This is a genomic window from Micromonospora halophytica (assembly GCF_900090245.1).
In the GTDB taxonomy this organism is placed as follows: domain Bacteria; phylum Actinomycetota; class Actinomycetes; order Mycobacteriales; family Micromonosporaceae; genus Micromonospora; species Micromonospora halophytica.
In genome coordinates, this window is the sequence record NZ_FMDN01000032.1 from 23,700 (window position 1) to 47,656 (window position 23,957).

18 protein-coding genes are annotated in these 23,957 nt (G+C 73.9%); 9 read left to right on the top strand and 9 right to left on the bottom strand.

What is annotated here, in order from left to right; genetic code table 11:
• Positions 1–69 precede the first annotated feature (69 nt).
• The gene (locus GA0070560_RS26360; RefSeq protein WP_091302584.1) at positions 70–1,443 is read right to left on the bottom strand and encodes a cellulase family glycosylhydrolase; all 1,374 of its coding nucleotides are present in this window, start codon (positions 1,441–1,443) and stop codon (positions 70–72) included.
• A 411-nt stretch (positions 1,444–1,854) separates the two neighbouring features.
• Here GA0070560_RS26360 and GA0070560_RS26365 point away from each other — a divergent pair, with 411 nt between their 5' ends.
• Together GA0070560_RS26365 and GA0070560_RS26370 are read left to right on the top strand one after the other, a co-directional pair.
• The gene (locus GA0070560_RS26365; protein WP_091302586.1) at positions 1,855–2,817 is read left to right on the top strand and encodes a TIGR03557 family F420-dependent LLM class oxidoreductase; all 963 of its coding nucleotides are present in this window, start codon (positions 1,855–1,857) and stop codon (positions 2,815–2,817) included.
• An 8-nt stretch (positions 2,818–2,825) separates the two neighbouring features.
• Positions 2,826–3,674, top strand: a complete 849-nt coding sequence (locus tag GA0070560_RS26370; protein ID WP_091302622.1) for an alpha/beta fold hydrolase — start codon at positions 2,826–2,828, stop codon at positions 3,672–3,674.
• Positions 3,675–3,842: 168 nt separating this feature from the next.
• On the opposite strand, the gene GA0070560_RS26375 is transcribed toward GA0070560_RS26370, so the two are convergent.
• The 5 genes from GA0070560_RS26375 to GA0070560_RS26395 all read right to left on the bottom strand — a co-directional run bounded on the left by GA0070560_RS26375 (position 3,843) and on the right by GA0070560_RS26395 (position 9,239).
• The gene (locus tag GA0070560_RS26375; RefSeq protein ID WP_091302587.1) at positions 3,843–4,700 is read right to left on the bottom strand and encodes a hypothetical protein; all 858 of its coding nucleotides are present in this window, start codon (positions 4,698–4,700) and stop codon (positions 3,843–3,845) included.
• Positions 4,701–4,849: 149 nt separating this feature from the next.
• Positions 4,850–5,659: an endonuclease/exonuclease/phosphatase family protein gene (locus GA0070560_RS26380; protein WP_091302589.1), complete on the bottom strand. Its 810-nt coding sequence runs from the start codon at positions 5,657–5,659 to the stop codon at positions 4,850–4,852.
• A gap of 10 nt (positions 5,660–5,669) precedes the next feature.
• On the bottom strand, positions 5,670–7,160 hold the full coding sequence (locus GA0070560_RS26385; protein WP_091302591.1) for a phosphatase PAP2 family protein: 1,491 nt from the start codon (positions 7,158–7,160) through the stop codon (positions 5,670–5,672).
• A gap of 77 nt (positions 7,161–7,237) precedes the next feature.
• Positions 7,238–8,239, bottom strand: a complete 1,002-nt coding sequence (locus GA0070560_RS26390; RefSeq protein ID WP_091302593.1) for a YihY/virulence factor BrkB family protein — start codon at positions 8,237–8,239, stop codon at positions 7,238–7,240.
• A complete protein-coding gene (locus GA0070560_RS26395) occupies positions 8,232–9,239 on the bottom strand; it encodes a diacylglycerol/lipid kinase family protein (RefSeq protein WP_091302595.1) in 1,008 nt (335 codons plus the stop codon). The genes GA0070560_RS26390 and GA0070560_RS26395 overlap by 8 nt, the downstream gene beginning before the upstream one ends.
• A 148-nt stretch (positions 9,240–9,387) precedes the next feature.
• Between GA0070560_RS26395 and GA0070560_RS26400 the strand changes: the two genes are divergently transcribed.
• The 4 genes from GA0070560_RS26400 (at position 9,388) to GA0070560_RS26415 (ending at position 14,738) form a co-directional block, all read left to right on the top strand.
• The gene (locus GA0070560_RS26400; RefSeq protein ID WP_091302597.1) at positions 9,388–10,173 is read left to right on the top strand and encodes a PP2C family protein-serine/threonine phosphatase; all 786 of its coding nucleotides are present in this window, start codon (positions 9,388–9,390) and stop codon (positions 10,171–10,173) included.
• Between the two features lie 315 nt (positions 10,174–10,488).
• On the top strand, positions 10,489–11,319 hold the full coding sequence (locus tag GA0070560_RS26405; protein WP_091302600.1) for a universal stress protein: 831 nt from the start codon (positions 10,489–10,491) through the stop codon (positions 11,317–11,319).
• A gap of 126 nt (positions 11,320–11,445) precedes the next feature.
• Positions 11,446–13,848 (top strand): phosphoketolase family protein, encoded by a 2,403-nt coding sequence (locus tag GA0070560_RS26410; RefSeq protein WP_091302602.1) that lies wholly within the window; start codon positions 11,446–11,448, stop codon positions 13,846–13,848.
• 23 nt (positions 13,849–13,871) lie between these two features.
• A complete protein-coding gene (locus tag GA0070560_RS26415; RefSeq protein WP_091302627.1) occupies positions 13,872–14,738 on the top strand; it encodes a universal stress protein in 867 nt (288 codons plus the stop codon).
• A 206-nt stretch (positions 14,739–14,944) separates the two neighbouring features.
• On the opposite strand, the gene GA0070560_RS26420 is transcribed toward GA0070560_RS26415, so the two are convergent.
• Positions 14,945–17,293 (bottom strand): heavy metal translocating P-type ATPase, encoded by a 2,349-nt coding sequence (locus tag GA0070560_RS26420; RefSeq protein ID WP_091302604.1) that lies wholly within the window; start codon positions 17,291–17,293, stop codon positions 14,945–14,947.
• A 189-nt stretch (positions 17,294–17,482) separates the two neighbouring features.
• On the opposite strand from GA0070560_RS26420, the gene GA0070560_RS26425 reads away from it, so the two are divergent.
• On the top strand, positions 17,483–18,493 hold the full coding sequence (locus GA0070560_RS26425) for an Acg family FMN-binding oxidoreductase (RefSeq protein ID WP_091302606.1): 1,011 nt from the start codon (positions 17,483–17,485) through the stop codon (positions 18,491–18,493).
• Positions 18,494–18,582: 89 nt separating this feature from the next.
• Entirely contained in the window at positions 18,583–20,256 is a 1,674-nt protein-coding gene (locus tag GA0070560_RS26430; protein ID WP_091302629.1) for a GAF domain-containing sensor histidine kinase, read from the top strand.
• Positions 20,257–20,316: 60 nt separating this feature from the next.
• Here the strand turns inward: GA0070560_RS26430 and GA0070560_RS26435 are convergent, their stop codons facing one another.
• A complete protein-coding gene (locus GA0070560_RS26435) occupies positions 20,317–20,955 on the bottom strand; it encodes a response regulator (protein ID WP_091302608.1) in 639 nt (212 codons plus the stop codon).
• Positions 20,956–21,140: 185 nt separating this feature from the next.
• Between GA0070560_RS26435 and GA0070560_RS26440 the strand changes: the two genes are divergently transcribed.
• The gene (locus GA0070560_RS26440) at positions 21,141–22,145 is read left to right on the top strand and encodes an Acg family FMN-binding oxidoreductase (protein ID WP_091302610.1); all 1,005 of its coding nucleotides are present in this window, start codon (positions 21,141–21,143) and stop codon (positions 22,143–22,145) included.
• A 108-nt stretch (positions 22,146–22,253) separates the two neighbouring features.
• Here GA0070560_RS26440 and GA0070560_RS26445 read toward each other — a convergent pair whose 3' ends face one another.
• Complete coding sequence (locus tag GA0070560_RS26445; protein WP_091302612.1) at positions 22,254–23,258, bottom strand: NAD-dependent epimerase/dehydratase family protein; 1,005 nt, start codon at positions 23,256–23,258, stop codon at positions 22,254–22,256.
• Positions 23,259–23,957 lie beyond the last annotated feature (699 nt).

Consider the following 23,957-nt stretch of genomic DNA (forward strand, 5'->3'; position numbering starts at 1 on the left):
CCGACCCTCCTCGACGTACCGGAAAGGGTGGTGGCCGGGTCCGCGCGGACCCGGCCACCGGTGGGGTGCTCAGCTCGCGGCGCAGGTCACCGCAGGGACGGAGTTGGTGCCGTTCCAGCTGCCGATGAAGCCGAAGCTGGTGCTGGCACCGGCGCCGAGCCGGCCGTTGTAGTCGACGTTGTGGGCGGTCCAGGTCGACCCGCTGCTGCTCAGCGTGGCGTTCCAGGACTGGCTGACCGACTGGCCGTCGGCGAAGGTCCACTTCGCCGTCCAGCCGTTGATGGCGGAGCTGCCGGCGGTCACCTTGACCTCACCCTGGAAGCCGCCCTGCCACGAGTTGACGATGGTGTAGATGGCCGTGCAGCCACCGCTGGGCGGCGGCGTGGTGGGCGCCGGGGAGCTGGGCGCGGGTGAGCTCGGGGCCGGGGAGCTGGGCGCGGGGCTGGTCGGCGTGGTGCCGCCGTAGACCGACGCCTCCCTGGCGGTCTGCTTGATCCCGTTCGGACCGTTGAAGATCCGCTGACCCCAGCTGCTCAGGTTGTCCGGGTCGAAGTTGACGGCCATGTCCAGGTACTCGACGCCACCGCCGTTGCCGCTCCAGGACCAGCCCAGGTAGCCGATCCCGTTGGCCTGGCTGTACGACAGGATGGCGTCCTCGTCGGGGTTGCCGTCGGAGTGGTCGTGGCCGAACTCGCCGACCACGATGGGCAGCCCGGCGCTGCGGAACCGGCCCAGGTAGTCGCTGACCTCGGCGGCGGTGTCGAAGACGCCGTACATGTGGATCGAGAAGACGGTGTTCTTCTGCGGGTCGGCGTTGAACACCGAGGCGGCGTTGTCGCGCATGGTGAAGGACCAGTCCTGGCCCCAGTTGGGCGCGTCCACCATGATCGTGTGGGTGATGCCGTTGGCGCGCAGCCGCTTGATCGCGTTGGCGGTGTCGGTGGCCCAGGTGCCGTAACCCTGGTTGCCGTACGGCTCGTTGCCGATGTTGACGATGACGTACTTCTCCTGGCCCTGCAGGGCGCCGGCGATGCTGAGCCAGTAGTCGACCGCGCGGTCCAGGGTGATTGCGCCGCTCTGCTCGCCGTAGCCGGTGGTGTCGTGCACCTCCAGCACGCAGATCAGCCGGTTGGCCTTGCACAGGGAGATCACGTTGCTGACGTCGGTGGCGCTGTTCTTCGTCCAGCGGTCGCCGCTGGCCAGCACCACCCGGACGGTGTTCGCGCCGAGCGCCTTGATGTCGGCGAACGAGCTGGTCTGCTGCGGGTACCAGGTGTGCGCGTGGTTGACGCCGCGCATGACGAACTCGGCCCCGTTGGCGTCGTAGAGCTTGCCGCCGGAGACGGTGAACCCGGCCGCGGCGTGCGCCGGCTGGACGAAGGCGAAGACGGCGGCGAGCGCGGTGAGCAGGGCAACGCCGGCGACCCAGAGTCGCTTTCTCATGGTTTTCCTCAGGAAGTGTCGACCCCGTGCCCTGGTGGGGTGAGTGGTGGTGACGGTGGCGGACGACTGTAGCCCGGCAGCCGCCGCCCGACTCCCCGGTCGCGCAGGGATCAGCGTAGGACGATGTTTCGAGGAAAGCAACCGGTTAAGTTCGTGACCTGTTCACCGGGTCGACCTGCGGCGGCCCACGCCGACCGTGGGCCGCCACAGGGGCGGTCATCCCCACCACAGGATGTGACGCCGCCGGCCTGAACCGGTTAAGCGGGACCCTAGACCGGGCCTGCGTCCCCGTCAAGGATCCGCACCTGGCGAGCGGTGTGTTGGCAGCGGGGCGCGCGAACCGGACAGCAGGGTTGGCCACCGCCGGCCGGGGTATCCGGTGACGATCGCCGGGCGGAAGGAGAAACCAGGATGGTCAGCGTCGGCTACACCCTGATGTGCGAGCAGGCCGGTCCGAAGCAGCTGGTCGACTACGCGGTGCGGGCGGAGGCGGCCGGTTTCGACCAGCTGGTCATCTCCGACCACTACTACCCGTGGCTGGATTCGCAGGGCCACTCCCCGTACGCCTGGTCGGTGCTCGGCGCGGTCGCGCACGCCACCAGCCGGGCCGAGCTGATGTCCTTCGTGACCTGCCCCATCCGCCGCTACCACCCGGCCGTCGTCGCGCAGAAGGCCAGCACCGTCGGGGCGCTCTCCGACGGCCGGTTCACCCTCGGCCTGGGCGCCGGGGAGAACCTCAACGAGCACGTCGTCGGCGCGTGGCCGCACGTACAACAGCGGCACGAGATGTTCGAGGAGGCGTTGCAGATCATCCGGCCACTGCTGGGCGGCGAGACACTCAGCTTCTCCGGCAACCACTACGACGTGCCGGAGGCGTACGTCTGGGACCGGCCCGATCGGCCCGTGCCGATGGCCGTCGCCGCCTCCGGGCCGTCGTCGGCCGCGCTCGCCGCCGAGCACGCCGACGGCATCGTCGCCACCGAGCCGGACCCCCGGATCATCCAGCTCTACGACGACGCGGGCGGCGTCGGTCAGCCCCGCTACGGCCAGGTCGCCATCTGCTACGGCCCGGACGAAGCCGAGTGCCGCAAGATCGTGCACGACCAGTTCCGCTGGTTCGGGATGGGCTGGAAGGTCAACGCCGATCTGCCCGGGCCGGAGGCGTTCACCGCCGCCACCCGGTACGTACGCGAGGAGGACGTCGCCGAGGGCATCTCCTGCGGCCCGGACCTGGACGCCCATGTCGAGGCGTTCAAGAAGTTCGTCGACGCGGGCTTCACCCATGTGGCGATCGTGCAGGTGGGCGGCGACACCCAACCGATGTTCCTGGACTGGGCGCAGGAGGAACTGCTGCCCCGACTGCGCGAGCTGTGAGACCGACCGTGCCGGGGCGGTCCGGGGCCCGACCGAGCGGGCCGGGACGCTTCGGGGCCCCCGAGCTGCGGCTCGCCCTGGCCGCGCCCCGGCCCGCCGCCGGCCTGACCAGCGAGTGGCGGCTGGTCGACGGGCTGCGCGCGCACACCCGCCGGGCGGCCGACCCGGGCGGCGACACTCCCCCGGTGGTGCTGGTGCACGGGCTGGCCGTCTCGCACCGCTACCTCACCCCGCTGGCCGTCACGCTGTCGGCCACCCATCCGGTGTACGTGCCAGACCTGCCCGGCTTCGGGCTGACCGAACGGCCCGGTCGGGCGTACGACGCCCGGCAGCACGCCGCGTTCCTGGCAGCATGGCTGGCCGCGTACCGGCTGCCGCCGGTCTGCCTGGTCGGCCACTCGTTCGGCGCGGAGGTCGCCGCCGCGCTGGCCGCCCGCCGGCCCGACGCGGTACGTGCCCTGGTGCTCGCCGGCCCGACCAGCGACCCGGCCGCCCGGACCCGCCACGGGCTGTTCGGCCGCTGGCTGGTCGACACCGTGCGGGAAGCGCCGTTGCAGGCGCCGATCCTGCTGCGCGACGTGTGGGACGCCCGCCCCTGGCGGGTGTACGCCACCCTCGCCCACTCGGTCCACAACCCGATCGAGGAGGACCTGGTCCGGGTCACCGCGCCGACCCTCGTGGTGACCGGCTCCCGGGACCCTGTCGTACCACCGGCCTGGCGCTCCCAGGTGGCCCGGCTGGTCCCCCACGCCCGCCCGTTGGCCGTGCCGGGCGCCGCGCACAACGTCGCGACCACCGCGCCCCGTGAGGTGGCCGACGCGATCCGCACCCTGCTCGCCCCGCCCCTGACAAGGTGAACCCATGCGCATCGGCAACACGGAGATCCGGCCCGCCGGCGGCGGCCTCGGCTGCCTCCTGATGATCCTCTTCTCGATCCTCGCCTCGGTGGTGCTGACCGTCCTGCTCAACCTGGTGCTCTGAGCCGGTCGGCCGGCATCGGCCACCCCGCCTTCCGGTTGCCGGCCTTACGGATACCGGCGGGGCGGGAACGGTTGCACGCTGCGTACGGGCGACCAGCCGGACTCGTCCTCGTGGCCGTCGACCAGCCGGACGGCGGCGGCGAGAGCCAGCGCCCCGTCGGGGCCGCCGAGCGCGGCCAGCCCCCGGAAGGTGACGGCCACGACCTCGGCGGCGACGCCCAGCCCCGCCCCGGCCACCCGGAACGCCCCGAGCCCGGTCGCCGCCCGGGCCGCACGGCCGGCGACCGTGGTGGTGCCCGGTCCCTGCGGGTCGTCGTCCCGGACCACCCCGACGGTCAGGTCCTCGTACGGCAGGGCCGAGCCGGGCACGCGGTGGCCGAACAGGACCCGGTGCCATCGCCCGTCGCGCCGCTCGACCAGCGTGCGGTGCAACGGCGCGTCCAGCGGCGGCGGAACGGGCCGGACGGGCACCCGGAGCGGTTCGTCCGTCCACACCAGCCCTTCGGCGACCCGGAGCAGCGCGGCATCGGCGGCGGACAGCCCGGTGGCCATGACCGTCGCCCCGACCCCGGCGACGGGTTCCCAGCGGAGCGCGGTATGCCGACCGTCGACGCTGGACCGCAGGACGGCCGGCAGACCGTGCACCCGGGCCGTCCGGCCGCCCCGCCAGCGGATCGACGCCTCCTCGGCGGTGGGGCCGAGCTGTACGGTCACCACCCGGCTCCCGGCCACCGGCTCGTCCGCTGTCAGGCGCGGCACCGGACCGGTGGACCGGCGCAGCGGCGCGAGGGCGACCAGGCAGTGCGCGTCCCGCCCACCCGACCACGTCCGGTGGCTCAGCCCTTCCGGCAACCAGCCCACCCGGAACGACCGTCGTGCCGGATCGAACTCCTGGTACCGCATCGGCGCCTCCCCGCGTTGCCGGCCCTGTCACCGTAGCGATGCCGCCCGGCGGCGGGAACGGTTGCCCGGTCCGCGGCGCGGCGGCCCGGGCACGGGTCACGTCGTCACGACGCCGGGGGCCGCGAGCACGGTCGACGCCGGTGGCCGGCTCAGGCCGGGTCCAGCTCCAGCTCCGCGACGACCGGGTAGTGGTCGGAGGCATGGTCGGCGTCCCCGCCACGGACCACCCGCACCTGCCGGGTGAGGGTGGCGACCCGCGCGGTGCCGAGCAGGTAGTCCAGCCGCATCCCGGAGAACTCCGCCCCGCCGTGCCGGGTCGGCACGGTCAGCCCGGCAGCGTCGGGGGCGGCGCCGGCACGCAGCGGCCAGAGGTCGACCAGGCCGGCCGCCCGCAGCCGGGACACCGCACGGGTGTCCACGGTACGGCCGTCGCGGCGCAGGTGCCGGCGGCGGTGGTGCGCCGACAGGCCGGCCAGCCGGGCGGTGTGGTCGACGGCCGGGTCGAGGGTGTTCAGGTCACCGGCGAGCAGCGTCAACTCCCCACCGGTACGCCGGACGGCCGCCGCCAACCAGTCGGCCTCCATCCGCCGCCGGCCGCCCGAGTACGGACTCAGGTGGGTGCTGAACACGGTCAGCGGTCCGGCCGAGGTGTCCACGACGACGCGGGCAGCGGCGTGGTGGAAGGGGCGGCGCACCCGCCCGGCGTACCGCACCCGCAGCGACGGGCGGACCAGCACGGCGACGGGCTGCCCGAAGCAGGAGCGGGCCAGGTGGGGACGCATCCCCACCCGGTCCGCGACGTCGGCGAGCAGCCCATCCCGGTCGAAGTCCCGCAGCTCCTGCACCGCCAGCAGGTCGGGGTGCTCGGCGGCGACCACGCCGGTCACCAGGCCCAGCCGGTCGGCCCCGCCCCGGTCCCGACCGCCGGTCCTGATGTTCCAGGTCATCACCCGCAGCACGGTCGACCCGTCAGTCCACCCGGCCGGCCTTGGCCAGCTCGTCGTCCAGCTCGCCGATCTGTTCGGACTCGATGGCCGGCCGATTGCCCTCGCGCAGGTCCTCATTGGGTCGGACCACCCAGTAGAGCAGTCCGATCCAGAGCGCGCTGAGCAGGATCGCGCCCATGAAGTCGGTCGGGTGGTGCATGCCCCGGTACATCCGGGAGACCGCCACCCCGACCGGCATGATCACCGCGAGTGCCACGAAGATCCACCGCCACCACCGGTCGGTACGCGGGAAGACGATCAGCGTGACGGCGAGCCAGACGCAGATCGTGGCGGCGATGTGCCCGGACGGGAACGACGAGGTCGGCATCGGCCCGTCGAGGTTGCCCACCGGCGGGCGCGGCCGGTCCACCGCCGCGGCGGAGGCGAGGAAGAGGCTCAGCTCACCGAACATGGCCAGCGCCACGAAGAGCACCGGACGCCAGCGCCGCCACACCGCGAGCACCAGCGGGCAGAAGACCAGCGAGATGAGCAGGATGGCGTGGGTGTCGCCGGCCTTGCTCCACCAGTAGCTGACGTCGTCCCGGCCCGGGGTGCGGTGCTCGGCGAACCAGCGCGGCACGTCGGTGTCGAGGGTGGCGAAGAAGGTGCCGCCGGCGTGGTAGCTGACGAACATGCCGAAGCCGTACAGCACGCCGAGCACCAGCACCCAGCCGACCAGCAGCTCGAAGACGGCGGCCCGGGGATGCGGCAGCAGGTGCGCCTCGTCGGGGGCGGGCGCCACCTCGTGCGCGGCCTCCGGCTCCAGCCCTTCGGTCAGCGACGGGACCCGCCGGCCGCGCTCCACCCGCCACAACCGGAAGGCGTACCCGGTGACGCCGAGCCAGGCCGCGCCCAGCAGCCAGGCCCCGAGCACGTCGGAGACGAAGTGCACGCCCAGCGCGATGCGGGTCAGCCCGATCAGGAACACGAGCGTGCCGACCAGGGCGATCGCCGGCTTGCGCCAACGGCGGGACATCGCCGGCAGGAAGACCAGCAGCAGCGCACCGTACGCGACGAAGGAACCGAGGGCGTGCCCGCTGGGGAAGCTGTTCCCGGCGTACGCGCCGATCGGCACCTCCACCTCGGGGCGCAACCGGTCGACCAGGGTCTTGAGCGCCGGGTCGAGGATCAGCGCGCCGAGGCCGGTGACGATCAGGAAGACCGCGAGGCGGCCCTGCCGGCGGATCAGCAGGCCGATCACGGCGACCGAGACCAACCAGATGATCACCGCCCGGCCGCCCAGGTCGGTGAGGGCGTTGAGCACGGTGACCAGCGGCCCGTGCGGGGCGATCAGGTCGTTGAGCCAGGCGGCGACACCGTGGTCGACGTCGTAGAGCGGGGTCCACCGGACCCGGACCAGCACGAGCAGCAGACCGAAGCCGACTCCGGTGCCGAGCACCAGCGCCAGACCGGCGAGCGTCCGCTCGGTGAAATGACCGAGGGGTCGTCGCAACACCTCTTTGACCGCGCTCACGGCAGCCTCCCTCCGCTCCTGGCGAGGCGCTGTACCCGATCGGCGTTGCGCGTACACGCCGGGTGCCGCGCGCCGGGTCAGAGCGACGTCATGTCACCGGTGTCGTGGAGCCCCTCCCGCTCGGCCTCCGGCTCCCAGAGGTCGGGTTGGGCCGGCTCCCGCACCCCGATCCGCATCGCCTCCAGCTGGGCCGCGAAGGAGAGGCCGCCGAAGAGCGCCATGCCGGTCAGGTTCGCCCAGAGCAGCAGGGCCATCATGCCGGTCAGCGCGCCGTAGGTCTGGCCGAACCCGCCGCCGAACTTCACGTACCCGGCGAGCAGCAGGCTGGCCAGCCACCACAGGGCGGTGGCGATGCCCGCGCCGAAGAAGAGCCAGGACAGGCCGGGCTGGTTGCGTCGGGGCGCGTGCCGGAAGATCACCGCCACGGCGAGCACGGTCAGCCCGAGGCTCAACGGCCAGCGGACGACGTCCCAGGCGCCGGCGGCGAGGTCGCCCCACTCGTAGTGCCGCTCGACGGAGTCGCCCATCGCCCCACCGCCGACCAGGATGAGAAAGCCGGCCAGCGCCGGCAGGCCGGCGGCCATGGCGAGGACCGCGGCCCGGACGTACTTCCACAGCGCCGGCCGGTCCCGCTCCACCCCGTAGATCCGGTTGGCACCGCGTTCGATCTGGGCCATCGTGGTGGTGAGCGCGACCAGTCCGGTGAGCAGACCGAGGCTCAGCGCCACCTCACCCGCCCGCTCGACGCGGTCCCCCTCACCGAGCAGCTCGCGGACCACCTCCTCGCTCTGACCGGGGGTGAGGGCCAGCACGGTGTCCGCGACGACCTGGCCGCCCTCCTCGACACCCAGCTCGGTGATCAGGCCGGTCAGCGCGATCATGAAGGGCACCACGGCGAGGCAGAGCTGCAACGCGAAGGCCCGGGAGTGGCTGAACCCGTCGCCGTAGCGGAACCGGATGAACGCGTCGCGCAGCAGGCACCAGCCGCCGTGGCGACGCAGGGTGTGCCAGGCGTCGTCGGCGGAGAGTTCCTCCTCCGACATCAGCCGGGTCTCGGGGACGAGTTTGGTGCTACTCACGGCGCGCTTTTCCGATCAGCTTCTCGCCGCGCTTCGCCGCCGCGTCGGCGTCCACCGCGAGGTCCGGGGCCCGCTCGGGTCGCGGCACGCAGAGCCAGAGCGATCCGGGCCTGATCTCGGCCCTGAGCGAGCGCCCCGGCTCGATCAGGTCGCCGTCGAGCTGCCGGGGCTGGGCCCGGTTACTGGTGATCTCCACCCGGCGGGCCCGGAAGACCTCCATCCGGGGCACGCTGCCACGGCGGCGCACCAGCGCCCACCCCATCGCGAGCCAGTGCCGCAGGGTACGGGGGGTGAGCACGGCCACGTCGAGCCAGCCGTCGTCCGGCTCGGCGTCGGTGAGCAGGCGTACCCCGCCCTGGAGCCGGCCGACGTTGGCGATCAGCACCGTACGGGCGCGGCGGCGCAGCGGTGGCTTGTCGTCGATGGCGACGGTGACCCGCATCGGTCGGTCCCGCAGGTGCTTGGCGGCCCCGACGACGTACGCCGGCCAGCCGATCCGCGCCTTGGTGGTCTCGGAGGTGTCCTGGAGCATCTGGGCGTCGAAGCCCATGCCGGCCATCACGGCGAAGTACTGGTCACCGACCGCGCCGACGTCGAGCCGGCGCATTCCGCGCTCGACGGCGACCTCCAGCCCGGCGGCCAGGTCGTTGGAGAGGCCCAGGTTGGCGGCGAGCAGGTTGCCGGTGCCCTGGGGCAGCACGGCCAGTTCCGCGTCGGTGCCGACCAGCCCGCTCACGCAGGCCATCACGGTGCCGTCGCCGCCGCAGGCGAAGACGACCTGGGCCCCGTTGCGGACGGCCTCCTCGGTCTGCCCCCGCCCCGGGTCGTCGGCCGTGGTCTCGTACCAGACCGGCTCCGGCCAGCCGGCGGCGGACAGGGCGTCGTTCACCGTCCGGCGGAACTCGTCGAGATCGGTCACCTTGGTGGGATTCACCACCACCGCCGAGCCCGGCGCGCGGTCGTCAGCGGTCACCGGGCGCTTGTCGTCTCCACCATCCACGGCGCAAGTGTGCAGCAACTCTGGCCGGTCAGCGAGCCGACGGCCGCCGCCGATGCCTTCCCGGTCAGCGAGCCGACGGCCGCCGGGCGTCCGCCGACACGATCGGCGGACGCCCGGCGCGTGGCCCCGCCGGTGTTACCGTCCGCAGGTGTTCCGTCGCCGCCCCACCGCTCCGCCCGTCGAGGCCACGCGCCGGCTGACCATGGGCCGACTCTGCCTGGAACTCGCCGGCGGCACCGTGGTCGGCAACCGTTACCGGGCCAACTTCGACGTGCTGCACCTCGATCCGGAGCTGCCGCTCGTGGTGGTCGCCGACGGCATGGGCGACGGCGAGGGCAGCCGGACCGCCGGCACCACCGCTACGACGACCCTGGTCGAACAGGTCCGCGCCGGTTGGCCGGCCGTCGGGGCGCGTGAGCTGCGCGGCGCGGTGGCCGAGGCGCAGATCCGGGTACGCCGGGCCGGCGCGGGACTGGCCGAGCTGACCGGCTGCACGCTGACCGCCCTGCTCGCCGAGCCGGACGGTGAGCAGGGCTGGGTCGTCCAGCTCGGCGACTCGCGGGCGTACCGGCTGCGCGACGGCGTCCTGGAGCTGGTGACCGTCGACCACACCATGGCCTGGCTGGGGTTGCTGCACGGCTGGTGGCCGGCGAACTCCCCGGAGGCGGCCCGGGCCCGCTACCAGCTCCTGCGCTACGTCGGCCACCCGGACAAGCCCGAGGCGGACCTGCTGGCGGTCCCGCTGCGCCCCGGAGAGACCTGGCTGCTCTGCACCGACGGAGTGAGTGACCAGCTCGACTATCACCGACTGCGGGAGCTGCTCACCGAGCCGGACCCGGCGCAGGCGGTCCGCGCCCTGCTCGCGGCCACCCTCGCCGAAGGCGGCGACGACAACGCCACCGCTGCCGTCCTGCACGTCCACCCCGCCTCCTGACCTCCGGTACCCGCGCCTTCCCCTGCCGCTGGCGGCTGCCCGCGCCACCTCGCGGACCAGGACCGTCGACCCACCCCGCACCCGGCAGCTCGGCCTCACCGACCACCCCGCCCTGGCCGGGTGGCGCACCGACCTCCCATCACACTCGGTGACGCTCGCGGCCAGCACATCCACACCCCTCGGCAGGACGGCAGGCCGCTTCGCGCCGGGCCGGCGGTCGGGTGTGGCGATCCCGGCCCGCCCGCCCGGTGGCCGGACTAGCGTCGGTGGGGACGGCGTGGCCGTGCCCTGCGGGACGCCCGGGAGGTGAGCCGGATGACCGGATCCGCCGGCACGCCGGTGGTGGCCGGCGTCGGCCCGTCCGCGCAGGGCATGCAGGTCGTCCGGCTGGCCGCGCGGGAGGCCGCCGCGCACGGCCGCGACCTGGCCCTGCTGCACGCCTTCAACTGGGAGGCCGCTCTCCAGGCGCCCTCGGTAGTCGGCCCCCGGGCCCAGGCCGAGGAGCTGATCGCCCGGGCCGCGGAGATCGCCAACGAGGTCGAGCCGGGAGTGTCGGTCAGCGCCGAGATCGTCGAGGGCTCCCCGGTCGAGACGCTGGTACGCCGCTCCGAGACGGCGTTCATGGTGGCCATCGGCGACGGCGGCATGGCCGGCTGCGAGGGCTGCGTGCCGGCCGACTCCCCGGCCGTCCAGCTCGCCGCCAGGGCCGGCTGTCCGGTGCTGGTGGCCCGACGTGAGCCGCCGCCGAGCGGGCCGGTGCTGGTCGGGGTGGACGGGTCGGAGAGCGCCCTGACCGCCCTCGGCTTCGCCTTCGACTGCGCGTTCCGGCGACAGGCCCGGCTGATCGCGGTGCGGGTGGTCGAGCCGGGACGCCCCGACGTCGGCGAGGAGGTGCTCGCCGAGGCGGTGGCCCGGGCCGGCCGGGGTCACCCCACGCTCCCCACCGAGTGCCACACCGTACGCGGCGACCCGGGCACCGTCCTGGTGGAACAGTCCCGGTCCGCGCAGGTCGCCGTGGTGGGGGCCCGGGGGGACGAGCCGTGGCGCGGGATGCTGGGCGCGGTGAGCCAGACCCTGCTCTACCATGCGCCGTCCCCGGTCATCGTCGTCCGTGGATTGACCGAGGCGGCGCAGGACGGGACGTGACGCCCCCGCGTACCGGGACCAACGGCCCTGATCCACTTCGCCCGACTGGGCAAAGCTGGGGATGCCCGGAGACGAAATCAGGCTTCCGGGTGCAGAATTCCGCGACCCGCGAGAGGCTATTGCAGCATGGACACCGCTCTCGACCTGCACGGCCCACTGACCGAAGACGAGCTGCGCCGGCTGGACGCCTACTGGCGGGCGGCCAACTACCTCACCGTCGGCCAGATCTACCTGCTGGACAACCCGCTGCTGCGTGAGCCGCTGAAGCCCGAGCACGTCAAGCCCCGGCTGCTCGGCCACTGGGGCACCAGCCCCGGGCTCAACCTGCTCTACACCCACCTCAACCGGATCATCGTCAACCGCGACCTCTCGGCGATCTTCGTCACCGGCCCCGGCCACGGCGGCCCGGCCCTGGTGGCGAACACCTGGCTGGAGGGCACGTACAGCGAGCTGTACCACTCGGTGAGCCGCGACGAGACCGGCATGCAGCGGCTGTTCCGGCAGTTCTCCTTCCCCGGCGGCATCCCGAGCCATGTGGCGCCGGAGGTGCCGGGTTCGATCCACGAGGGCGGCGAGCTGGGGTACGCGCTCAGCCACGCGTACGGCGCCGCGTTCGACAACCCCGACCTGCTGGTCGCCTGCGTCATCGGCGACGGCGAGGCCGAGACCGGCCCGCTGGCCGGCAGCTGGCTGTCCAACGTCTTCCTCAACCCGGCCCGCGACGGCGCGGTGCTGCCGATCCTGCACCTCAACGGCTACAAGATCGCCAACCCGACGGTGCTGGACCGGATCTCCACCGAGGACCTGCTCGACCTGATGCGCGGCTACGGGCACCAGCCCTACATCGTCGAGGGCGACGACCCGACGAAGGTGCACCAGACGCTGGCGGCCACCCTCGACCGGGCCTGCGACGAGATCGCCGAGATCCAGCGCCGGGCCCGCTCCGGCGGCACCGTCGAACGTCCCCGCTGGCCGATGATCATCCTGCGTACGCCGAAGGGCTGGACCGGCCCCGCGCGGGTCGACGGCAAGCAGGTCGAGGGGACGTACCGGGCCCACCAGGTGCCGATCTCCGAGGTTCGGAAGAACCCGGAGCACCTGGCCGAGCTGGAGCGCTGGCTGCGCAGCTACCGGCCGGAGGAACTCTTCGACGCCACCGGCGCGCCGGTCGGCGACCTGGCCGCACTACCGCCCACCGGTGACCGGCGGATGAGCGCCAACCCGGTCGCCAACGGCGGGCGGCTGCTGCGCGACCTGGACCTGCCGGACTTCCGCGACTACGCGGTCGACGTCAAGAAGCCGGGCGAGCCGGCGGTCGGCGCCACCGGTGTGCTCGGCACCTGGGTCCGGGACGTCATCAGCCGCAACCCGCAGACGTTCCGCCTGTTCGGCCCGGACGAGGTCGCCTCCAACCGGCTCGGCGCCGCCTTCGAGGTCACCGACCGGGCGTTCGTGGCCGACACCGTCGAGGGCGACGACCACCTCTCCGCCGACGGCCGGGTGATGGAGGTGCTCTCGGAGCACCTCTGCGAGGGCTGGCTGGAGGGCTACCTGCTCACCGGCCGGCACGGCATCTTCACCAGCTACGAGGCGTTCATCCACATCGTCGACTCGATGGTCAACCAGCACGCCAAGTGGCTGAAGGTGACCCGGGGCATCCCCTGGCGGGAGCCGGTCGCCTCGCTGAACTACCTGCTCTCCAGCCACGTGTGGCGGCAGGACCACAACGGCTTCTCGCACCAGGACCCGGGCTTCATCGACCACGTGGTCAACAAGAAGGCCGAAGTGGTGCGGGTCTACCTGCCGCCGGACGCCAACACCCTGCTCTCCACCATGGACCACTGCCTGCGCAGCCGGCACTACATCAACGTGGTGGTCGCCGGCAAGCAGCCGGCGCCGAACTGGCTGAGCATGGACGAGGCGGTCCAGCACTGCCGGCGCGGCCTGGGCATCTGGGACTGGGCCAGCACCGACGAGGGCGCCGAGCCGGACGTGGTGCTCGCCTGCGCCGGCGACGTGCCGACCCTGGAGACCCTCGCTGCGGCCGAACTGCTCCGCCAGCACCTGCCCGAGCTGAAGGTGCGGGTGGTCAACGTGGTCGACCTGATGCGCCTGCAGCCGCCGTCGGAGCACCCGCACGGCCTGCCGGACAACGAGTTCGACACCATCTTCACCCGCGACAAGCCGATCATCTTCGCGTACCACGGCTACCCGTGGCTGATCCACCGGCTCACCTACCGCCGGGCCAACCACGACAACCTGCACGTACGCGGGTACAAGGAGGAGGGCACCACCACCACGCCGTTCGACATGGTGATGCTCAACGACCTGGACCGGTTCCACCTGGTCATCGACGTGATCGACCGGGTTCCCGGGCTCGCCTCGCGCGCCGCCCACCTGCGTCAGGAGATGGTCGACGCCCGGCAGGCCTGCCGCGACCACACCCGCCGGTACGGCGAGGACGACCCCCGGGTCGCCGAGTGGCGCTGGATCCGGGAGACGGACCAGGCGCTGCGCGGCGAGCAGTGACCGATCGAGAGGAGGTGGGCGCGGTGAGCGCAGACGAGATCCTGGTCGGCTACGACGGTTCGACCGACGCCACCCTGGCGCTGAACTGGGCGCTGGACGAGGCGCAGCGCAGCGGCCGACCGGTCCGCCTGACGTACGTCTTCGAGTGGCTGACCGTGGCCGGCTGGATCGGTCCGGGGGTGGCCCCGGGGATCTGGCCCGACGAGACCGCCCGCCGGCAGGTCGAGGAACTGGTCCGCAAGGCGGCGGCGGACGCCGCCGCCGAGCGGCCGGACGTGACCGTGCACGGGGACGTCCTCGACGGCCCGCCGGCCCTGCTGCTCCAGGAGCGTTCCGCCGACGCGGGGCTGCTGGTGCTGGGCAGTCGGGGCCACGGCGGCTTCGGCGGCCTGCTCGCCGGCTCCACCGCCGTCTCGGTGACCGCCCACGCGCACTGCCCGGTGGTGGTGGTCCGCGACGGGCAGGCCGACGCAACGGGGCCGGTGGTGGTGGGCGTCGACGGCTCCGAGTCGTCCCAGGCGGCGCTCGGCTTCGCGGTGGAACGCGCCGCGCAGCGGGAGGTGCCGCTGCGGGTCGTCCGGGTCTTCGATCCGCCGGGTGAGCGGTGGCGGCCGTCGGACCACGACGAGCGGGCCACCACCGACGAGGAACGGGCCGCCGTCGAGGAGATGCTGAGCCGGTGGCGGCAGACCTTCCCGGACGTGGTGGTCGAGGTCGACGTGCGGCCCGGCAACCCGGCGGCGACGCTGGTCGAGGCGAGCCGGGACGCCCAGCTCGTGGTGGTGGGCAGCCGGGGCCGGGGCGGGCTGCGCGGCATGCTGCTCGGCTCGGTCAGCCAGCAGCTCATCCAGCACGCGCACTGCCCGGTCGCGGTGGCCCGGGAACGCTGAACCGTCACCGCCATGCCCGGTCCCGCTGTCGTCGGGGCCGGGCACGGCCGTATCCGCCCCGATGGTCCACGCCGTGGCGCCGATGTGGCGGGGTCGTGGCGGCTGGGACCCCGCCACATCGGCGCCACGGTATCGATCAAGCGCCCGATGGGTCAGCCGCCGGCCGCCGTGGAGTAGATGATCCGCCTGGGCGGGTCGGGGTCCCCTCAGCGGCGGTCGCCCTCGCCGGGGGCGGCGGGACTGAGGGTGAAGTAGTCCTCCTCCTCCTGGGCCAGGTGCAGGCGCAGCACCGCGTCCAGTCCGTAGAGGGCGGCGAGCAGGTCCGGCACCTGGTCGCGGCGCAGCGGCCCGGCACCGGCCTGGGCCAGGTGAGCGCCGATCCGGTCCACCAGCCGGCGGATCTCCAGATGCCCCCGGCTCATCGTGGACGTTGCCTCGGCGCTGCCCAGCGGCCCGGCCAGGGCCGGGTAGAGCTCGCGTTCCTCGGCCGACTCGTGCGGCAACACCTCGCCGGTCAGCCGCCGGTGCGTCGCGCGCAGCGCCGGCAGGCACTGCGGGGCGTCCGGGCGGGTGGCCACCAGATCGGCGGTGTCGCGCAGCCCGGCCAGCACGTCGCGTACCCCGGTGTGCTCGCCGGCGTACCGGTCGAGCAGCGCGCGGGTGGCCGGCGGGACGTCGCGGCGGCGCAGCCCACCGCCCAGGGCTCGCAGCGCGTTGAGGATCACCAGCACGTCGATGCCCTCCTGGAGGAACGCCCCGCCCACCGGGGGCAACCGGCCGGCCGCGGCGACCAGCATCGCCGCCACCGCCAGCCCCATCCCGACCGTGGCGCTCTGCACCGCGATGCGGCGGGCGTACCGGGCGATCTCCACGGCGTCGGCGAGCCGGTCCAGCCGGTCGACGGTGAGCACCGCGTCGGCCACGTCCGCCGAGGCGGTCGCCCCGGTCGCGCCCATCGCCACGCCCACATGCGCCGCGGCGAGCGCCGGGGCGTCGTTCACCCCGTCGCCCACCATCACCGTCACCGCCCGCGCCGACTCCTGGCGGACCCGGGCCACCTTCCCCTCCGGCGAGCACTGCGCCAACGCCTCGTCCACCCCGACCGCCTGGGCCACCTGCTCGGCCGTGCGGGGCCGGTCCCCGGTGAGCATCACCAGGCGGGTCAGCCCCGCCTCGCGCAGCCGGCGGACGGTGCGACGGGCGTCGGGACGTACCGGGTCCTCCAGCAGGATCGCGCCGAGCGGGCCACGCTCGTCGCTCACCCAGACCGTGGACCGGCCGGCGATCTCGGCACGCTCACGGGCCGACATCGCCCACTGCGGCGGCTCCCCGGCGAGCTGGCCGACCTTCACCAGCCGCCCGTCCACCCGCCCGGTGACCCCCCGGCCGGGCTCCTCGGTCACCTCGGTCGGCTCGGCCAGCGGCAGGCCCCGCTCCCGGGCCTGGCGGACCAGCGCGGCGGCCAGCACGTGCGGGGACAGCTGTTCGACCGAGGCGGCCAGCCGCAGCACCTCGTCCCGATCGCCGCCGGGGGCGACGACCGTCTCGGCGGCCCGGGGCCGGCCGGCGGTGAGCGTGCCGGTCTTGTCCACCAGCAGGGTACGGGCGCGGCCGAGCAGTTCCAGCGACCCGCCGTCACGGACCAGCACCCCGCGCCGGGCCACCCGGGACAGCCCGGAGACGATCGCGATCGGGGTGGCCAGCAGCAGCGGGCAGGGGGTGGCCACCACCAGCACCGCGACCGCCCGGACGAACTGCCCGGACCACAGCCACGCCGCACCGGCCAGCACCAGGGTGAACGGCACGAACGCCGCCGCGTACCGGTCGGCGAGGCGGACCATCGGGGCCTTGCGCGCGGTCGCCTCCTCGGCCAGCCGGACGATGCCCGCGTACGTGCTCTGCGCGGCGCTGCGGGTGGCGCGCAGCCCGACGGCCGCCCCCGCGTTGACCACGCCGCTGGCCACCTGCTCCCCCGCCGACCGCTGGATGAGTTGCGACTCGCCGGTGACCACCGACTCGTCGAGGGTCGCCGCGTCCTCCAGGATGCCGTCGACCGGCGTGACGTCGCCGGGGCCGACCAGCAGCCGGTCGGAGACCGCGACCCGGTCCAGCGGGACCACCTCGATGCCCCCGCCGGGGGTGCGCCGGCGTGCCTGCCGGGGCGCCCGTTCCAGCAGTGCCCGCAGGTCGCGCGTCGCCCGCCGCTGGGCGTACTCCTCCAGCGCCCGGCCGGTGGCGACCATGACGGCGATCACCGCACCGGCCAGGTACTCCCGGACCAGCAGCGCGCCGACCAGGGCCAGCACGGCGATCACGTCCACGCCGAACTGCCGGCGTACCAGCTGACGCAGCACCGCCCAGGCGGCCGGCAGCAGCGCCACCAGGGTCACCCCGGCCCAGACCAGGTCGGCGGCCCCCCGCAGACCGGCGAAGCGGAGCGCGGCGCCGGCGAGCACCGCCAGGGTGAGCAGGGTCAGCGGCGCCCACTCACGCCAGTCCACCCGGCGCCGCGCGACCGGCTTCTCCGGTACGCACCCGCGCGAATCGGCCCCCACCTGGGGATCGTCGCAGGGATGCCGGCCGGGACGGAGCGATCCGGAGGAAACGGGCGGGCCGACACATCCGACGGCGGTCCCGCTGCGTACTCTGCGACGGATCCGGGCATCACGCAGGATGCAGCCGCAACCCCGCCCACGGCACTGCCGGGCTGGGGCACGATGGGGAGAAACGGAAAGGTCGTGACGATGAGCCACGAGACGCCGGGACAGGACCGCCCGCTGACCACCGCGCTCGCGGAGGCCGCCGCGACCGCCGGCTACGCCCCGTCGGTGCACAACACGCAGCCGTGGCGGTGGCGGGTCCTGCCCGACGCCCTGGAGCTGCGGGTGGTCCGGGACCGCCAGCTGACCGCCACCGACCCGGAGGGCCGGCTGCTCGCGCTCAGCTGTGGCGCGGCGCTGCACCACGCCCGGCTCGCGCTGGCCGCGGAGGGCTGGACGGCGGTGGTGGAGCGGCTGCCCGACCCGGCGCAGCCGGACCTGCTGGCCCGGTTGACCGGGCTGGCCCACGCCGGCGCCGAACCGGACGCCATGCGCATGGTGCAGTGCATGCAGGTCCGGCACACCGACCGGCGCCCGGTCAGCGACGAACCGGTCTCCACCAGTGCGCTCGGTGAGATCGCCCGGGCCGCCGCCGACGAGGGCGCGAACCTGCAGATCCTCGACTCCGGCCAGGTGATGGAGCTGGCCGCCGCGGCCGGGCACGCCGGGGCGGTCGAGGCCGAGGACCCGCAGCTGCGCGAGGAACTGCTCTATTGGACCAACCGGGCCGGCACCGGCACCGGCCTGCCGGCGGAGGTGCTGCCCGAGCAGCAGGCGCAGACCACCGTGCCCGGCCGTGACTTCGGTCGCACCGGCACCCTGCCGGTGGGCCCCGGCCACGACAAGGCCGCCGTGTACGCGCTGCTCTACGGCGACGAGGACGAGCCGGACAGCTGGCTGCGCGCCGGCGAGGCGCTCTCCGGGCTCTGGCTGACCGCCACCCGGCTCGGCGTCTCCGTGGTGCCGCTGTCGGGCGTGGTGGAGGTGGCGGGCACCCGGCAGACGTTGCGTCAGCTGCTCAGCGGGATGGGCCACCCGTACATCGTGCTGCGGCTGGGGATCGCCGATCCGGCGCACGCGGGGCCGCCGCACACGCCGCGGCTGCCGGTCGAGCAGGTGGTGGATACCACAGCGGTGCGCGAGCAGCGGTCCTGACGATGTCGTGTTGGTCGGTCACCGGGCGGTAACATCGCCCGGTGGCCGCACCGAATCCTCGCAACGAGCACACCTCCCCGTCGCTGGGCCTGAGCCCGCTGTCGCGGGTCCGCCTCGACGAACTGCTCCAGGAGATGCTGGACCGGGTCGGCGAGGTGGTGACCAGCCGGGAGCGGCTGCGCGCCCTGCTCGACGCGGTGGTGGGCATCGGGTCGGACCTCGACCTGCGCAGCACCCTGCAACGGATCGTGCAGTCGGCCTGCGATCTGGTCGGCGCCAGGTACGGCGCGCTCGGCGTGATCGGGCCGGACCGCATGCTGCACGACTTCATCATCCACGGCATCGACCCGGAGCTGCACGCGAAGATCGGCGACCTGCCGCACGGGCGGGGCGTGCTCGGCCTGCTCATCGACGACCCGCGCCCGGTCCGCATGCCGGACATCACCCAGCATCCGAAGTCGTACGGTTTCCCGCCGAACCACCCGCCGATGCACAGCTTCCTCGGTGTCCCGGTCCGCATCCGCGACCAGGTCTTCGGCAACCTCTACCTCGCCGAGAAGCAGGGTGCCCCCGAGTTCACCGAGGACGACGAGGAGATCGTCGTCGCGCTCGCCGCCGCGGCCGGCGTGGCCATCGAGAACGCCCGCCTGTACGCCCTGGCCCACCGGCGGGAGCGCTGGCTCGCCGCCACCGCCGAGATCACCTCGGTGCTGCTGGGCGAGGTCCGCCGCACCGACGCGCTGACCCTGGTGGCCCGTCGGGCGCGGGAGGTCGCCGAGGCGGAGCTGGCCCTGGTGCTGCTCTACGACGAGGACGCCGGCCAGTTCACCGTCGAGGTGGTCGACGACGCCGACGGTGCCGCCCGGGCGTTGGTCGGCGCGGTGCTGCCGGCCGCCGAGACCACCTTCGCCGGCTCGGTCACCGAACGCCGTCACGAGCTGGTGGAGAACCTGGTGCAGTCCGCCCCGTGGCCGACACCGGTGGTGGCCGGGCCGGCCGTGGTGTCCCCGCTCGCCGCGGCGGACACCCTGCACGGTGTGCTGGTGATCGCCCACCGTCCGGACGCCACCCGGGCGTCCGACGACGACGTGAAACTGCTGGGCAGCTTCGCCGGCCAGGCGGCGCTGGCCATGGAGCGGGCCCGGGGCCAGGAGGAACGGGAGCTGCTGGTCGTCCTGGAGGACCGCGAGCGGATCGCCCGGGACCTGCACGACGTGGTCATCCAGCGGCTCTTCGCCACCGGGCTGCAACTGCAGAGCGCCGCGCCGATGAACGTCCGCCCCGAGATCGCCAAGCGGATCAACGCGGCCGTCGACGACCTCGACGCCACCATCCGGGACATCCGCCGCACCATCTTCGAGCTGCGTACCCCGATGAGCGCGGCGCTGCGCACCGAGATCCGGGAGGCGGTCGACGTGGCCGCCGAGTCGCTGGGCTTCCGCCCCACGCTGGACCTGGACGGGCCGATCGACAGCGCGGTGCCCGAGTCGGTCCGCCCCGACCTGGCGGCCGTGCTGCGCGAGGCGCTCTCCAACGCCGTGCGGCACGCCGAGGCGAGCCGGGTCGCCGTCGCCGTCCGGGTGGAGGGCGGTCGGGTCGCGGTGACGGTCAGCGACGACGGTGTGGGCTGCGATCCGGCCGCCGCCCGGGGTGGGCTGGTCAACCTGCGCGAGCGCGCCGAGCGGCACGGCGGCGAGTTCGAGGTACGCCCGGTCGAGCCGCACGGCACCGAGCTGTTCTGGTGCGTGCCGCTGCGCGACTGAGCACGGCGACGCGCCGGGGGGTGTCCCCCGGCGCGTCGGACGATCAGTGGTGGCGGGCGCTCAGTGACTCTTGCCGAGCAGCCGGGTGGCCAGCACCGCCGCCTGGGTACGCCGCTCCAGGCCCAGCTTGGCCAGCACGCTGGAGACGTAGTTCTTCACCGTCTTCTCGGCCAGGAACATCTTGCCGGCGATCTCCCGGTTGGTGAGCCCTTCGGCCACGTACTCCAGGATGCGGCGCTCCTGCTCGGTGAGCGTCTTCAGCTCGCGCGGCTGCTCCACGCCGCTGCGGATACGCTCCAGCACCCGGGTGGTGATCGCCGGGTCGAGCAGCGACTGGCCGGCGGCCACCCGGCGCACCGCGTCCACCAGGTCGGTGCCGCGGATCTGCTTGAGCACGTACCCGGCCGCCCCCGCCATGATCGCGGCGAAGAGCGCCTCGTCGTCCTCGTACGAGGTGAGGATCAGCCCCTTGATCGAGGAGTCGACGGCCCGGACGTCCCGGCAGACGTCGATGCCGTTGCCGTCGGGCAGCCGGGCGTCGAGGATCGCCACGTCGGGCCGCAGCGCGGGGATGCGCCGGGCAGCCTCCTGCGCGGAGCCGGACTCGCCGACCACTTCGATGTCACCGCTGCTCTGCAACAGGTCGGCAAGGCCACGACGGACGACCTCGTGGTCGTCGAGGAGGAACACCCGGATCATCCCTCGTTTCTACCCGCCGGGGCGTCCTTCATGCACGGGCCGAAGGTCCCTACCTCGACGCGTCCCGGCGGGAAGGGGTGCCCGGCCGGTCGGGCCCTCCGGCCCTGCCCGGCGTACCCCCTGGTGACGGACTGTGGAGAGGAACCACCGGGGGGCGGCACCACCGCCACGGAAGGAGCATCACCATGGACACCGGCTACACCGTCGCGCAGCTTCGGGCTGCCGCCGCGGACGCTGTCCGCGCACCTTCCCTGCACAACACGCAGCCGTGGCGGCTGCGGCTCCGCGACGGCGGGATCGAGCTGTCGGTCGACCGGACGCGACGGCTGCCCGCCACCGACCCGAGCGGCTGGGGCGCGCGGATCGCGTGTGGGGCGGCGCTGTTCAACCTGCGACTGTCCCTCGCCGTGGCCGGCACGCCGGCCAAGTTGCGGCTGCGTCCGTACCCGGCGGAACCGGACGTGATGGCCCGGCTCGTGCCCGACGACGCACCGCGGCCCCCGACCCCGGCCGAGCGAAGCCTGTACGCGGCCATCCCCCGCCGGTTCAGCAACCGCGCGCCGTTCTGGCCCGACCCGGTGCCGGCGGAAGCCCGGTGGCGGCTCGGCGAGGCGGCCCGTGCCGAGCAGTGCTGGCTGGAGCTGGTGATCGGCACCACCGCGGTCAACGCCTTCGCCGAGATCGCCCGCAGCGCCCACCGCGTGCTGGAACGCGACCCCGGCTACCGGCACGAACGGGCCGAATGGATCCGCCGTGAGCCCTCCCCCGACGGGGTGCCGGCCGCCGCCGGCGGCCCGCAGAGCGAACCGCAGGACCTGCTGCCGATGCGCGGTTTCGGCGGACGCAACCGGGCCCCCGGCCGCGACTTCGAGCCGGAGCCGCTGGTCGCCGTGCTCGGCTCGGCCGGCAACACCACCACCGACCAGATCCTCGCCGGGCAGGCCCTGCAACGGGTGCTGCTCACCGCGACCGACGCCGGGCTGAGCGTCTCCATGCTCTCCCAGCCGATCGAGGTGCCGGGCGCCCGGGAGGCCCTGCGGTTGTCGCTGGGGCGGTTCGGCACCCCGCAGATGGTGATGCGGATCGGGTACGGCCAGCCGGGGGTGGCCACCCCCCGACGCGACATCGACGACGTGCTGGATCTGCCGGTGTCCGTCGCGCCGGCCACGGGGCTGCCCACGCCGAGCTGACCGGGGTACCGCGCGGCTGGCGCCACCGAGGCCGTGGGGGCTGCTGAGGCCGTGGTGCGCCGGTTCCGCGCCCCCGTCCGTCGCGGGACCGGCGCACCACGGCCCGGATCAGGCCGCGTGGTGGGCGGCGAGCAGCGCCGCCTCCCGCTCGGGATCGAGCCCGACCGGTGCCCGCGCCGGTCGGCCGGCCCGCTGCGGCGCCGACCCCACCCGGCGAAGCCAGCGCCAGGTGTCGGCGACCGTCTCCGCCACCGGGCGGCAGGTCAGTCCCGCGGCGTACGCCTTGTCGACGCCGCGCTCCTGCAACCAGCGGTACTCGTGCCCCGGCGGCACCCAGATGGGCAGGTCGTTCCAGGGCACCACCCCGGCGGCGAGGATCGGCTCCGGGTCGGTCCAGCGCAGCCGGGCGTCCGTTCCCGTCACCGCGACGGCGGCGGCCAGCAGCTCACCCATGGTGGTGTGCCCGGGGCGGCTGATCACGTTGAACGCCCCGCCGGTGCCGGCGACGGCCCGGTCCAGCGTCCACGCCGCGAGGTCCCGCACGTCGACGTACTGCACCGGCAGGTCGGCCGGGCCCGGTGCCAGCACGTCCCCGCCCCGGGCGACGCGGTGCAGCCACCAGGGCAGCCGGCCGATGTCCTCCCCCGGGCCGAGGATCAGCCCGGCCCGGACCAGCAGCGCCCGGTCGCCGAACACCTGCGCGGCCGCCCGTTCCCCACCCGCCTTGTTGTGCGGGTAGTCGCCGTCGTCGGCGTCCGGGGCGGCGTCCACCACCGGCGCCTCCTCCCCCGCGCCGGACGGCAACGGGTGAGCGTAGACCGAGCCGCTGGAGACGTAGGCGTAGTGCCGGACCCGGTCGACCAGCGCGCGGGCCGCATCCCGCACGCCGCGCGGCGCGCCGTCCCAGGTGTCGACCACCAGGTCCCACGCGCCGCCGGAGAGCGCCGCCAGGCCGTCGTGCGCCGTCCGGTCACCCCGTAACCGGTGTACGCCCTCGGGCGCGGCCCCGTGCAGCCCGCGGTTGAACACCGTCACCGACCAGTTCCGTCGTACCGCCTCCGCCACCACCGCGCCGCCGACGAACCCCGTACCGCCGAGTACCAGGAGTCTCATGCGTCCCAGCCTGTCCCGCCCCGGGCCGTGGCGACACCCGTGTTCACCGGCAGCGGATCTGCCCTCGGCAGAAGATCGCACTCCGCCGCGCGTCGATGTCGACCGCCGTCCGTGCGCGCGGCGTCCGTTTCGCCGGTTTCGGGTACGTGGGCGGGGGTGTCCGCCTTCGGTCAGGCGGACGGGTGTCGGGTGTGGTTGTTGCTGCCTGGGCGATGACAACCGCACGCGAGCTGGTGTGGGGGGTGTGCGGTCTGGGTCGGGTGTCCGGTTCAGGTGGGCTGCGGTTGTGGTTTGTCGGTGTCGGGTTCATGCCTGGTTGGTGTGCGGGGTCCTGTGGCCGGCGGCACCGTGGTGGCGGAATGGTGGCGGGCCGCCGGTGGTTACATTCTCTGTACGACCGCAGCAGCGCGCCCCCGCTGCCAGGCCTGGTACCGAGGCCCGGCTGGGGATGTGCCCGGGCCGGGAATGGTGGTGGCCCGCCGGTCGTTACACATGGTCCCGGCGCCGCGAGCCCTCCGGCTTGCGTGACCGTGAACCCCTCCTCAGGGTTTGTGTGGAGTCCGGGTATCGGCTTTCCCCCTGTTTGAGCGCCTGTCGAGGTGCCCGCACGCGATGTCGTCCCCCACGGCGTGTGTGTGTCGACCCCCGTGAAGGAGCTTCCTGATGAACACGATCATGAACTCGACTCTGCTGCGTAAG